Below are 12,312 nucleotides of genomic sequence, written 5' to 3'. Positions count from 1 at the left end.
GGCGTTGCCGCCTTGTCTCAAAAATAAGTTGATCTACTATCTTTCATTGCGGAAACGGCAAAAAGTTGAACAGCCGTTTCGATTGCACGATGAACAGAGGCAATTATTATATAGAGTAAAACATTCAATATAACGACATTCGGCATATTTTTTAAACAAGCGGCATAAAAATGACACAAGATAACAACAGTTATCATCATTTTGTACACTTTAATCCGGCAGCTGATTGCTTTTGAATATACATAAAGCCGTTCTGCTCTTGCCATTTACCGTTATCCCGGGTATTCAACACCTTGAATATGCACCCATACGGATATAGTGCTGATGGCGTTATTTGACTATAATCACTCGGTTTTTCTACTGAATGAATCATTGTGATTTCAGTATTTGATTGAGGTTCGCTGCGTATTGGAATAATATTGACCAACTGAAAACACGCCAAACACAATATACAACAACGGCAGACCACGGAGAACCAAATATGGCTCACTCATCCAAACATGCATCAATGAATATCAGCCTCATACAGGCGCGCGAAGCACTGATGACCCAGTTCCGCCCCATTCTGCACAATGTCGGTTTAACCGACCAACAATGGCGCATTATCCGCCTGCTGGCCGAAAACGGTACGCTCGACTTTCAGGACTTGGCCAATCAAGCCTGCATTCTGCGCCCCAGCCTAACCGGCATTCTCACGCGCCTTGAAAAAGCCGGGCTGTTGGTTCGCCTGAAACCTTCTAACGACCACCGCCGCGTTTATTTGAAGTTAACCGCAGAAGGCGAGGCGTTGTACGATTCGCTCGGCGAAGAAGTCGATAAATGCTACGACCGCATTGAAACCGTTTTTTCAAGGGAAAAAATGCTGCAACTGCAAACCTTGCTCGGCGAACTTTCCAATATAGGCAAACTTCTTAAATAAGCTCCGCATACGCCATGACAGAAAACAAACCGGACCACGCACTCCAACCCTGCTTCCGAGATGCCATGGCTTCGTGCGCAGCCGGTGTGCATGTCATCACCACCGACGGCAGCGCAGGCCGTTACGGCATTACCATGACCGCCGTTACGCCCGTTACCGACGCGCCGCCCACCGTGATGATCTGCATCAACCGCCGTTCCGCCATTATCCCCATACTTCAAACCAACGAAGATTTGTGTATCAACGTGCTATCGGCTGCCCAGCAGGATGTTGCCGAGCATTTTGCCGGCATCACCAAGCTCTCGCCCGAAGAACGCTTCGAATACCACATTTGGCATCGCGGGCAAACCGGGCAATTGCAGGTGGAAGGCGCGCTTGCCCACCTTCACGGAAAAATTACCGCCCAACACGACATCGGCACACATCATGTTTTTTATGTATTGATTAACGAAATCAACGTGCACGACACCACTCAACCCGCATTGGTTTATTTCCGCAGAAATTTCAATCAATTGCCATAGCTGCGTAAAGAAAACAGACATCGGCCGCCGCGATACTCTCAAACGGGCTTTTACCGAAGCCTCCTCCCTTCTGCTCCCGTCAGAACTCCTCATGCAAACTTTAACGTTTTTTAGCTTTCGGCCTTCAGGTTTAGAATAAATACTCACAAGAGTCCCCGTCGGCTTTTTCCATTCGGCCTATTTCGGATGTTTTTACCCAAAACTGCCTTTTTTTGATATTTTACTGGACATTTAGCAGCAAGTTAGTAACAATATCCGTATATCTTTTTTTGTAACCGCCTAAGAAAAAGGCGCAGCATACCATCTGTTTTGCGGCAAAACGGCAGCCAATCCGTGCCGCAAAGCAATCACGGCTTTACATTAAGCAAAAGGAACCTTTATGGACTTACGCAAACTGAAGAAATTGATTGATCTGGTTGAAGAATCGGGTATCGCCGAAATCGAAGTGACCGAAGGTGAAGAAAAAGTACGCATTACCCGCTCCACCGCTCCCCAGCAAGCCATTTATGCTGCGCCTACCGCCGTTCACCATGCCGCGCCTGCACCTGCCGCCCCCGCGGCACCTGCCGCCGCACCTTCCGCTTCTCCTGCCGCTCCCGCTGCGCGTGATCTGACCAATGCACAAAAATCACCTATGGTCGGCACATTCTACCGCGCACCCAGCCCCACTTCCCCTCCGTTTGTAGAAGTAGGCCAAACCGTTAAGGCCGGCGACACCTTGTGCATTATCGAAGCCATGAAACTGATGAACGAAATCGAAGCCGAAAAATCCGGCGTGGTCAAAGAAATCTTGGTTGAAAACGGCCAGCCTGTCGAATACGGCGAGCCATTGTTTATCATCGAGTAACAGAATTATTTTCAGACGGCCCCTGTGCATGAGGCCGTCTGAATTACTTACATTCAGAACAAAGCCCTGCTTTGAAACTTCTTCTGAAAGAATCTTATGCTGAAAAAAGTATTGATAGCCAACCGTGGCGAAATCGCGCTCCGTGTATTACGCGCCTGCCGCGAAATGGGCATCGCCACCGTTGCCGTGCATTCCGAAGCCGATAAAGACAGCCTGCATGTCAAACTGGCCGACGAATCGGTGTGCATCGGCCCGGCTCCCTCCCCCCAAAGTTACCTTAACATTCCCGCCATCATCGCCGCTGCCGAAGTAACCGGCGCCGACGCCATCCACCCCGGCTACGGCTTTTTGGCTGAAAACGCCAGCTTTGCCGAGCAGGTAGAACAATCGGGCTTCGTGTTTATCGGCCCCCGCGCCGATACCATCCGCTTGATGGGCGACAAAGTATCTGCAAAGCACGCCATGATCGAAGCGGGCGTGCCCTGCGTGCCCGGTTCCGACGGCGCGCTGCCCGACGATGATGCCGAAATCCTCAAAATCGCCGATAAAGTCGGCTTTCCCGTGATTATCAAAGCATCAGGCGGCGGCGGCGGACGCGGTATGCGTGTGGTCGAGAAAAAAGAAGACCTGCTCAAATCGGTGGAAATGACCAAAACCGAAGCCGGCATGGCATTCGGCAACCCCATGGTTTATATGGAGCGTTATCTGCAAAAACCGCGCCACGTCGAAATTCAGGTCTTAGCCGACGAACAAGGCAACGCCATTTATTTGGGCGAACGCGACTGCTCTATGCAACGCCGCCACCAAAAAGTGATTGAAGAAGCACCTGCTCCCGGCATTACCGAAAAAGAACGCAAGAAAATCGGCGAAGCCTGCGTAGCCGCCTGCAAACGCATCGGCTACCGCGGTGCGGGTACGTTTGAATTTCTGTATGAAGACGGCGAATTCTTCTTTATCGAAATGAATACCCGTGTGCAGGTAGAACATCCGGTTACCGAGCTGATCAGCGGTGTTGACATCGTTCAAGAGCAAATCCGCGTAGCCAGCGGCCTGCCTTTGCAATACAAACAGAAAGACATCGTGCTGGAAGGCCATGCTTTCGAATGCCGTATCAATGCGGAAGACCCGTACAACTTCATTCCCAGCCCCGGCCCGATTGAAAGCTGCCACCTGCCCGGAGGATTGGGCGTGCGGGTGGACAGCCACATTTACCAAGGCTACCGCATTCCGCCCAACTACGACAGCCTGATCGGTAAAATCTGCGTGCACGGCAAAGACCGTGAACAGGCCATGGCAAAAATGCGTGTGGCACTGGCCGAGCTGGCCGTTACCGGCATCAAAACCAATACCCCCCTGCACCGTGATCTGTTTGCCGACCCCGGTTTTCAAGCGGGCGGCGTGAGTATCCACTACTTAGAGCACTGGCTGGAAGAACGTAAAGCCAAACAGCAAGCCTGATTAAAAAACCGAACCGCCTGAATCCATCGGGCGGTTCGTTCGTTTTTGTTCAATGCGAAGCTGAAATATACACATTCGATACGGTGAGGCCGTCTGAAAACAGATTTTCAGACGGCCTCAAGCGTTCATCCATCAATCATCATCGTCATCACGCTCGTAGCGTTTGTATTTTCCGTGCTTTTTGCCGTATTTTTTGTGGCTGACGTGGTGATGACGGTATTTTTTACGCTTTTTGTCATCATCGTCGTCATCATAATAGTAATGATGATGGTGTCTGTCGCGGTAAACCACCTCACGGCGGCGGTTTTCACGTTCGGCCGCTTCACGCTTTTGATTGCGCTTGGCATACAGATTGCCTGCCGTACCGCCGATGGCAGCACCGATTAACGTGCTTTCCATATTGTTGCCTGCGGCACTTCCGATTACACCGCCGACGGCAGCACCCACGATCGTAGCTTTAGTGCGGTCGGTCATCCGCGCTTGGGCGGCCGGTGCCAGCACCAAAGCCGAAGTAACCAGTGCGGCTATCATGGATTTGCGGACAGTATTCATAAACATCTCCGTACAGTTGCGGGGAAAAGGTTGCTTTTACCACAACAAGCCGTATCTGCCGACAACGCATGGCAGAACGGTCGGTTAAAGCAACCTGCGGTATCATACTGCCCACCGGTTTTAAGAAATGCACAGCCAATGTAATATTATGCAGTTGACCGTCATGTTTCAGACGGCCTTTACGGGAAAACAAACCATGTCCTATCAATACCGCCAACCCCTCCCCGACACCCCGCTCGACATCATCGGCGACGTTCACGGCGAAATCGACGCCCTGCAAACTTTGCTGCATCATCTCGGCTACCGCAGCGACGGCAGCCACCCGCAAGGCAGAAAAATCGTTTTTGTCGGCGACCTGTGCGACCGCGGCCCCGACAGCCCCGCTGTACTCGACTGGTTTTTTCAGGCACACGATGCCGGCAACGCCTTTACCGTGCTGGGCAACCACGAGCTGAATGCGCTTGTGCACGACCCCAAAGACGGCTCAGGCTGGTTTTTTCCCCAGCGTTACAACAAAGACGCCGAACGTTATGCCCCTTGGCGCATTTTACCCGACGAGCGCAAACCCGATTTGGAAAGCCGCTTGGCCGCCCAACCGTTGATACTCGAGCGCGCCGACCTGCGTATCGTTCATGCCGCTTGGCAACCGCACACTTTCCCTGCCCTCGAAGCAGCCGCCGGTGAACCGCTTACCGAACAATACCGCCGTTTCGATGCCGAACTGCGCCACACACTTCAGACGGCCTCTTGGTATCCCGACTACTTGCAAGAACAACAACGCTACGCCGACGCGCTGGAACATCCCCAGCCTCCTCCGCCGATGCCTGCCACCGCCCAATACGAACTCAACCGCAGCCGCCTGCACCCGATACGCGCACTAACCAGCGGTGTTGAAAATATCGCATCCCAACCGTTCTATGCCGGAGGCCGCTGGCGGTTTACGGCACGTTGCAGCTGGTGGGACGATTACCGCGACGACATTCCCGTGCTTATCGGCCACTACTGGCGAAACCGCTTGCCCCAACCGCTCTCGCCCGACAGGGAAAACATCCTGCCTGCCGCCGGCAACGCATGGCACGGCGCACGGCGCAATGTGTTCTGTCTCGATTTTTCCGTCGGCGCACGCTGGCGCGACCGCAAAGCCGGCACGCCGGTCGAACGCTCCACCTTCCATCTCGCAGCCATGCGCTGGCCGGAGCGGGTATTGGTATTTGACAACGGCGATGTAGTCAAAACAGTGTAATGTTTCCGTGGTCTGCACTTGCTGAGACCTTTGCAAAACCCCCATCTGCGGCGCATTTCTTCGTTGTGCGCTGCTCGCTCGTTTGCCTATCTATATGATATGTCTGCACTCGCTGTGCTGCTACGCCTTGAACTGCATCCACATCTGAGGGTTTTGCAAAGGTCTCTTGCTGTGCTGCTGCGCCTTGAACTGCATCCGCATCTGAGGGTTTTGCAAAGGTCTCTTGCTGTGCTGCTGCGCCTTGAACTGCATCCGCATCTGAGGGTTTTGCAAAGGTTTCAAGTTGTATAAAGGGTTGAGGCCGTCTGAATAAGTTTTTTCAGACGGCCTCAACCCTTTATTCTGCCCTGCTCTATCCAAGCCGGGCTAATCTCTCTATCTGATTATTGTTGGGATTCAAAGCGTTTGGCCGCTTCGTCCCAGTTCACCACATTCCAATACTCTTTCACATAATCGGGGCGGCGGTTTTGGAATTTCAGATAGTAAGCGTGTTCCCACACATCCAAGCCGATAATCGGATAGCCTTTGCAACCGGCAATCTCTTCACCCATCAGCGGCGTATCTTGGTTGGCGGTAGAAACCACTTTCAGACGGCCTCCGTCCAACACCAGCCATGCCCAACCCGAACCGAAACGGGTAGCCGCCGCTTTTTCAAATTCTGCCTGAAACGCTTCAAACGAACCGAAATCACGCTCGATGGCTTCTTTGAGTTTACCTTTCAATTCAGTACCTTTTTTAAGGTTTTTCCAGAAGAAAGAATGGTTTGCATGTCCGCCTGCATTGTTACGCAACACGGTTTGCTTGTCGGCAGGCAGTTCTTTCAAACGCGACACCAATTCTTCGGCGCTCAACGAGGCAAATTCGGGCAGGCTCTCCAAAGCGGCATTGGCATTGTTTACATAAGCCTGATGGTGCTTGGTGTGGTGGATATTCATGGTCATCTCATCGAAATGAGGCTCTAACGCATCGTAAGCGTAGCCGAGTTCGGGCAGAACGTAAGCCATCTTAATCTCCTTAAAAATTTTTGGTTGCGGTTGGAAATCCAAAACGCCGTTTCCGGCATGAAACCTTTGGAAAACCTTCAAAACCGGATAGTGCTTATCATGCAGCCATACCGGATACAGAAGCAGGCCGCATTATCTGTCGGTTTTGCAAAAGTGTCAGCATGAATAATATTAACAATTATCTTTGACTGCAAGCACCAAAAACCTTCCCGCAGCAAAGGCTTTTCAGACGGCCTTAACCTTATTTATCAACAACTTAAGTTATTAAAATTTTATTGTTTAAAATCATACATCTACATAAAATCGTCAGAGCACACAAGCCGCTTTTGTTTACAAACCTTTCAATACATTATAAAAATTATAAAAAGCGTGCATATGGCAAATAAACTTATTTTTGATACGAAGCAGCAAGCCGCAAACAGTACAAGCAGTACGACAAGGCGCAGCAAGTTCAGTTTATTTGCGATAAACCGACATGACACTCAAAACAATAACCACTACATAAGGAGCCAACATTGTCTGTTCACAACAAACCCGACTCTACCGATGTCCGCTTCCGTTACAAACCGGCACAGCCCCGCCCTTCCTACCGGCATTTGGGCATGTTTGATGCCGATAAAAACTTTCAACCCCACGGCGCATCTTCTACACCCGACACACGGATCGACCGGTTTACTTTTTTCGGCGTCTTGATCATTCTGCTTTGCGTAACCCTGCCTTTAATTGCCTTTCCTCAAGAGGGTGCCGATTGGGTCGCTTTGGTTAAAGATTTTGTTACCGCCAAATTAGGCATCGGTTATTTGGCATTCGGCCTGCTGGCTTTTATCTTTGTTATTTATATTTCTTTTTCCGATATCGGCAACATTAAACTGGGCAAACCCGAAGACGAAATCGAGTTCAAAACCGGCTCTTGGGCAGCCATGATGTTTTGCGGCGGAATCGGTTCGGGCATTCTTTATTGGGGTATCATCGAGTGGGCTTATTACTACCAAGGGCCTCCGTTCGGAATTGCTCCCGGTTCACCCGACGCAGTACGCTGGGCCAGCACCTATGGGCTGTTCCATTGGGGGCCGATAGCTTGGGCGATTTATTTGGTACCCGCCGTAGCCATTGCCTATTTTGCCCATGTGCGCAACTCTCCGGTGTTGAAGGTCAGCCAAAGCTTAATGCCTTTGTTGGGCGAAAAGTTTACGAAAAGCAACTGGGGCCGTTTGATTGATATTTTCTTTGTTTTCGGCATGATAGGCGGCGGAGCAACCTCTCTTGGCCTGGCTTCTCCGATGATTACCGAAGGCTTGCACAAACTGTTCGGCCTGCCGTCTGATTGGATAACCAGCTTGGGCGTACTGCTGGTTACTACCTGTATTTTTGCCTACAGTGCCTATCAGGGCTTGCGCGGCGGTATCCAAAGACTATCTAACTTTAACTTCTACTTGGCCATTGCCTTTCTGATTTTTGTGTTGTTAGTCGGCCCTACGGTGTTTATTTTGAACGTGGGTTTGGAAAGCTTGGGCCGCTCGCTTACCCAGATGTTTACCATGATGACATGGGCGGAATCGTTCGGCCACTTTGAACAGCACGGTTTCAAAAATACCGGTTTTCCGAAAGATTGGACGATTTTCTACTGGGCATGGTGGTTGGTTTTTGCGCCGACTATCGGCCTGTTTATCGCTAAAATTTCCAAAGGACGCACTATCCGCCAAATGACCATCGGCTCAATGTTCTACGGCTCGCTCGGCTGCGCCGTATTCTTTATCGTATTGGGCAACTACGGTCTCTACCTGCAATTGAGCAGTGCGATGGATGTGGTCGCTCTACTTAACGATAAAGGCGCAACCGCCACGATTTTTGCGATTCTATCCACCTTGCCGATGCCGCAAATTTCGATTGGCGTGTTCACTCTGCTGGCGGTAATCTTTACCGCAACCACTTTCGACAGTATTTCTTATATTCTCGCATCTGTTGTGCAACACGAGGTTCACGGCGAACCCCACCGTTGGAACCGGTTGTTTTGGGCATTCACACTGTGCATTTTGCCTGCAACATTGATGTTCATCGGCGGACTGAACACGCTTCAGACGGCCTCCATCTTTGCAGGCGCTCCTTTATTGGTAATCATGAGTATGATGATGTTGTCGGTTATCAAAGCAGCCAAATACGATTTGTATTACCAGCCTGATTATTCGTTGAAAACCATCCACATCGAAGAAATCCCCAGCAATGCACCGTGGGAATACGGAGAAACTTCTCAAGCACCCGAAGGTTCTGTTTTGGCGCAACAAGCCGTTTATGAAGAAAAGCGGCACAGCAACGACGATGCGACATCTTAAACCTTACGCAGATACGCTACACATGCCAAGCGGTGCGGTATATTCCCCACCGCTTATTTATTTTCTCCGCTCCCATCTTCCATTAAAAAGCGCCGGCGATTTGTTATACATCATATCGCAAATAAACTTACATTTAGCTACGGCGTTGCTGCGCCTTGCCGTACAACCTGAGACCTTTGCAAAACCCTCAGATGTGGATGCAGTTCAAGGTGTAGCAGCATAGCGAGTGCAGACATATCATATAGATAGGCAAACGAGCGAGCAGCGCACAACGCAGAAATGCGCCTCAGATGGGGGGGGCAAAGGTCTCAACCTGTTGTACTGTATTCGGCTTAGTGCTTTGTATTAAAAACTAAGAGGATTAACTATATAAGTGCGAAACCGATTCTGTTGCCGCTTCAGCGGCATACACAATCGTTCTCTTTAACTAGGGAGTAGCAACATCGTAGTAAAATTAAGCAGATTGAGACCTTTGCAAAACCCTCAGATGTGGGTGCAGTTCAAGGCGTAGCAGCACAGCGAGTGCAGACATATCATATAGATAGGCGCAAACGAGCGAGCAGCGCACAACGCAGAAATGCGCCGCAGATGGAGGTTTTGCAAAGGTCTCAGATTGACTATACAATAAAAAAGCACAGCAAATGCTGTGCTTTTGGTTTAACAAACAGATTTTTATTTGTTTTTTTGCGAACGAATATAATCCAAGGTTTTCAGCTGCGCAATCGCTGCAGCCAAAGCTGCATGAGCTTTAGCCAGTGAATCATCATCAGCAGCTTGAGAAATGCAGGCTTCTGCGGCTTTCTTAGCCTCTTCAGCACGAGCTTGATCCATTTCTTCGCTACGCACTGCAACATCGGCCAATACAGTCAGCTTATCCGGCTGAACCTCCAAAAGGCCGCCTGAAACCGCTACTAACATTTCTTCGGCAGAACCCGGTACTGTCAAACGTAAGGTACCCGGGCGGACTAAACTCATAATCGGCTCATGTTTGGGGTAAATACCAAGCTCACCAGCCAAGGTCGGCACAACCACAAAACTAGCCTCCCCTGAATAAATATTCTGCTCATTACTTACCACTTCAACTTGCATGACACTCATGCCGGCCTCCTTAGTTTACGGTTTTCGCTTTCTCTACGGCTTCTTCGATACCGCCAACCATATAGAAAGCTTGTTCCGGCAAGTGGTCATATTCACCGCTCAAAATTGCCTTGAAGCCTGCGATAGTGTCGCGCAAAGAAACATATTTACCCGGAGAACCTGTAAATACTTCTGCAACATGGAACGGTTGTGACAGGAAACGTTGGATTTTACGCGCACGCATAACTGTCAGTTTGTCTTCATCAGACAATTCATCCATACCCAAAATGGCAATAATATCACGCAATTCTTTATATTTTTGCAGGGTAGATTGTACGCCGCGGGCTACATCATAATGCTCTTGACCCAAAACCATCGGATCCAATTGACGAGAAGTAGAATCAAGCGGATCTACTGCCGGATAAATACCCAATGAAGCAATATCACGGCTCAATACCACAGTTGCATCCAAGTGAGCAAAAGTTGTAGCGGGAGACGGGTCTGTCAAGTCATCCGCAGGCACATATACTGCTTGAATAGATGTAATCGAACCTGTTTGAGTAGAAGTAATACGCTCCTGCAAACGGCCCATTTCTTCTGCCAATGTAGGCTGGTAACCTACTGCCGAAGGCATACGGCCCAACAATGCAGATACTTCCGTACCGGCCAAAGTGTAGCGATAGATATTATCCACAAAGAACAAGACGTCACGACCTTTGCCGTTTTCATCTTTCTCGTCACGGAAATATTCGGCCATAGTCAAACCAGTCAAAGCAACGCGCAAACGGTTACCCGGAGGTTCGTTCATTTGACCGTAAACCATGGCTACTTTATCCAATACATTGGAATCCTTCATCTCATGGTAAAAGTCGTTACCTTCACGGGTACGCTCACCCACGCCGGCAAATACTGATAAGCCGCTGTGTGCTTTGGCGATGTTGTTAATTAACTCCATCATGTTTACGGTTTTTCCAACACCCGCACCACCAAACAAGCCTACCTTACCACCTTTGGCGAAAGGACAAAGCAAATCAATTACTTTAATTCCTGTTTCCAATAATTCAGTAGTGCTTGAAAGCTCGTCAAATTTGGGAGCTTCTTGGTGAATAGCACGTTTTACATCTGCACCAACAGGGCCGGCTTCATCTACCGGATTACCGAGTACGTCCATAATACGGCCCAGCGTAGCTTTACCTACCGGAACAGTAATCGGCGAACCTGTATTCATCACAGACATTCCGCGCTTGAGGCCGTCTGAACTGCCCATCGCAATGGTACGCACTACTCCATCGCCTAAAAGCTGTTGAACTTCTAAAGTCAAGTCTTGATCAACTAACTTCAGGGCATCATACACATGCGGAATAGCATCGCGGGAAAACTCTACGTCAACTACCGCACCGATAATTTGTACGATTTTGCCTTGGCTCATTATCGCATCCTATTTTAAATGCACGATACCGCCACCTTAAACAGCAGCAGCACCGGCAACAATTTCTGACAACTCCGTGGTAATCGCGGCTTGGCGCGACTTGTTATATACCAAGCGCAGCTCTTTAATGGCATTACCCGCATTATCGGTAGCGGCTTTCATCGCTACCATTCGTGCGGCTTGCTCTGAAGCCATATTATCGCTTAACGCCTGATAAACCACAGACTCTAAATAGCGGCGGACCAAATATTCCAAAACAGCAACAGGACTGGGCTCATAGCGATAATCCCAATTATAATCACTGCTTTCACTCACACTTTCCATTGTGTTTTGGCCTATCGGCAATAAAATTTCATTGCGGGGCTCTTGGCGCATGGTATTCACAAAACCTGAATACACCAAATGAATCGCATCTAACTGTTTTTTCTCATAGCGCTGGAAAATTTCGGTCAAGGCTCCTAATAATTTTTCCATTCGCGGAGTATCACCTAAATTAACAACGCTGGCGATTACATTCAATCCGATTCGTTGGCAAGCTGCTAATCCTTTGCTGCCCAAACACACCACATCAACTTCAATACCTTGGTCTTGATACTCTTGAACTTGTGCTAAAAATTTTTTCAACACATTTGCATTCAAACCACCACACAAACCCTTGTCGGTGGTAATTAGGATGAATCCTACACGCTGTACGCTGCGATGCGGCTCAAGCAGTTTGACACCATGATCAGAATGGGTTTGAGCCAAATGGCTCATTACCAAACGTACTTTTTCAGCATACGGACGTGCAAGACGCATCCGTTCTTGAGTCTTCCGCATTTTAGAGGTTGACACCATTTGCATCGCTTTAGTGATCTTTTGAGTATTTTGAACACTGCGGATTTTGGTGAGAATCTCTTTTCCTACTGCCATCTCAGACTCCTTTCATCCTG

Annotated in this window: 12 protein-coding genes and 2 pseudogenes; 7 read left to right on the top strand and 7 right to left on the bottom strand. The window is 49.4% G+C overall.

From position 1 onward, the window contains the following. Nucleotides 1–17: 17 nt before the first annotated feature. Nucleotides 18–266 carry a hypothetical protein gene (locus LVJ88_RS00465; protein ID WP_125940199.1) on the bottom strand — a complete coding sequence of 83 codons (249 nt, stop codon included), beginning with the start codon at nt 264–266 and terminating at the stop codon, nt 18–20. 215 nt (nt 267–481) lie between these two features. On the opposite strand from LVJ88_RS00465, the gene hpaR reads away from it, so the two are divergent. The 4 genes from hpaR (at nt 482) to accC (ending at nt 3,745) form a co-directional block, all read left to right on the top strand. After that, nucleotides 482–919: a homoprotocatechuate degradation operon regulator HpaR gene (hpaR, locus tag LVJ88_RS00460; RefSeq protein ID WP_054600536.1), complete on the top strand. Its 438-nt coding sequence runs from the start codon at nt 482–484 to the stop codon at nt 917–919. A 14-nt stretch (nt 920–933) separates the two neighbouring features. Next, entirely contained in the window at nt 934–1,440 is a 507-nt protein-coding gene (gene hpaC / locus LVJ88_RS00455; RefSeq protein ID WP_054600535.1) for a 4-hydroxyphenylacetate 3-monooxygenase, reductase component, read from the top strand. Nucleotides 1,441–1,819: 379 nt separating this feature from the next. Continuing rightward, on the top strand, nt 1,820–2,287 hold the full coding sequence (accB, locus tag LVJ88_RS00450) for an acetyl-CoA carboxylase biotin carboxyl carrier protein (protein ID WP_054600534.1): 468 nt from the start codon (nt 1,820–1,822) through the stop codon (nt 2,285–2,287). 96 nt (nt 2,288–2,383) lie between these two features. Then, nucleotides 2,384–3,745 carry an acetyl-CoA carboxylase biotin carboxylase subunit gene (accC, locus tag LVJ88_RS00445; protein ID WP_054600533.1) on the top strand — a complete coding sequence of 454 codons (1,362 nt, stop codon included), beginning with the start codon at nt 2,384–2,386 and terminating at the stop codon, nt 3,743–3,745. Between the two features lie 132 nt (nt 3,746–3,877). Here accC and LVJ88_RS00440 read toward each other — a convergent pair whose 3' ends face one another. Next, complete coding sequence (locus tag LVJ88_RS00440) at nt 3,878–4,297, bottom strand: glycine zipper domain-containing protein (RefSeq protein WP_231990509.1); 420 nt, start codon at nt 4,295–4,297, stop codon at nt 3,878–3,880. 196 nt (nt 4,298–4,493) lie between these two features. Between LVJ88_RS00440 and LVJ88_RS00435 the strand changes: the two genes are divergently transcribed. After that, a complete protein-coding gene (locus LVJ88_RS00435) occupies nt 4,494–5,540 on the top strand; it encodes a metallophosphoesterase (protein ID WP_085418541.1) in 1,047 nt (348 codons plus the stop codon). Nucleotides 5,541–5,570: 30 nt separating this feature from the next. Then, nucleotides 5,571–5,705: pseudogene (locus LVJ88_RS00430) on the top strand (lipoprotein signal peptidase); the annotation flags it as partial. Nucleotides 5,706–5,923: 218 nt separating this feature from the next. Here LVJ88_RS00430 and sodA read toward each other — a convergent pair. Further along, nucleotides 5,924–6,544 (bottom strand): superoxide dismutase [Mn], encoded by a 621-nt coding sequence (gene sodA / locus LVJ88_RS00425; RefSeq protein ID WP_054600532.1) that lies wholly within the window; start codon nt 6,542–6,544, stop codon nt 5,924–5,926. A gap of 515 nt (nt 6,545–7,059) precedes the next feature. Between sodA and LVJ88_RS00420 the strand changes: the two genes are divergently transcribed. Next, complete coding sequence (locus LVJ88_RS00420) at nt 7,060–8,874, top strand: BCCT family transporter (protein ID WP_233127592.1); 1,815 nt, start codon at nt 7,060–7,062, stop codon at nt 8,872–8,874. A gap of 454 nt (nt 8,875–9,328) precedes the next feature. Here the strand turns inward: LVJ88_RS00420 and LVJ88_RS00410 are convergent. From LVJ88_RS00410 to atpG, 4 genes and pseudogenes are all read right to left on the bottom strand, one after another. After that, nucleotides 9,329–9,477 (bottom strand): annotated as a pseudogene (locus LVJ88_RS00410) (lipoprotein signal peptidase). A 69-nt stretch (nt 9,478–9,546) separates the two neighbouring features. Beyond that, on the bottom strand, nt 9,547–9,972 hold the full coding sequence (locus LVJ88_RS00405) for a F0F1 ATP synthase subunit epsilon (RefSeq protein ID WP_085358649.1): 426 nt from the start codon (nt 9,970–9,972) through the stop codon (nt 9,547–9,549). 10 nt (nt 9,973–9,982) lie between these two features. Further along, nucleotides 9,983–11,380, bottom strand: a complete 1,398-nt coding sequence (gene atpD / locus LVJ88_RS00400; RefSeq protein ID WP_054600629.1) for a F0F1 ATP synthase subunit beta — start codon at nt 11,378–11,380, stop codon at nt 9,983–9,985. Nucleotides 11,381–11,416: 36 nt separating this feature from the next. Then, on the bottom strand, nt 11,417–12,292 hold the full coding sequence (atpG, locus tag LVJ88_RS00395) for a F0F1 ATP synthase subunit gamma (RefSeq protein WP_085356633.1): 876 nt from the start codon (nt 12,290–12,292) through the stop codon (nt 11,417–11,419). Nucleotides 12,293–12,312 lie beyond the last annotated feature (20 nt).

The organism is Neisseria dumasiana, from assembly GCF_022870885.1.
GTDB lineage: Bacteria > Pseudomonadota > Gammaproteobacteria > Burkholderiales > Neisseriaceae > Neisseria > Neisseria dumasiana.
The sequence above is the reverse complement of the archived record's forward strand: the minus strand, read 5'-3'. Positions and strand labels throughout refer to the sequence as shown.

Bases quoted from the DNA above. Each gene is read 5' to 3' on its own strand.
- LVJ88_RS00465 (WP_125940199.1), bottom strand. From the start codon at position 266: ATGGCAAGAGCAGAACGGCTTTATGTATATTCAAAAGCAATCAGCTGC.
- hpaR (WP_054600536.1), top strand. From the start codon at position 482: ATGGCTCACTCATCCAAACATGCATCAATGAATATCAGCCTCATACAG.
- hpaC (WP_054600535.1), top strand. From the start codon at position 934: ATGACAGAAAACAAACCGGACCACGCACTCCAACCCTGCTTCCGAGAT.
- accB (WP_054600534.1), top strand. From the start codon at position 1,820: ATGGACTTACGCAAACTGAAGAAATTGATTGATCTGGTTGAAGAATCG.
- accC (WP_054600533.1), top strand. From the start codon at position 2,384: ATGCTGAAAAAAGTATTGATAGCCAACCGTGGCGAAATCGCGCTCCGT.
- LVJ88_RS00440 (WP_231990509.1), bottom strand. From the start codon at position 4,297: ATGAATACTGTCCGCAAATCCATGATAGCCGCACTGGTTACTTCGGCT.
- LVJ88_RS00435 (WP_085418541.1), top strand. From the start codon at position 4,494: ATGTCCTATCAATACCGCCAACCCCTCCCCGACACCCCGCTCGACATC.
- sodA (WP_054600532.1), bottom strand. From the start codon at position 6,544: ATGGCTTACGTTCTGCCCGAACTCGGCTACGCTTACGATGCGTTAGAG.
- LVJ88_RS00405 (WP_085358649.1), bottom strand. From the start codon at position 9,972: ATGAGTGTCATGCAAGTTGAAGTGGTAAGTAATGAGCAGAATATTTAT.
- atpD (WP_054600629.1), bottom strand. From the start codon at position 11,380: ATGAGCCAAGGCAAAATCGTACAAATTATCGGTGCGGTAGTTGACGTA.
- atpG (WP_085356633.1), bottom strand. From the start codon at position 12,292: ATGGCAGTAGGAAAAGAGATTCTCACCAAAATCCGCAGTGTTCAAAAT.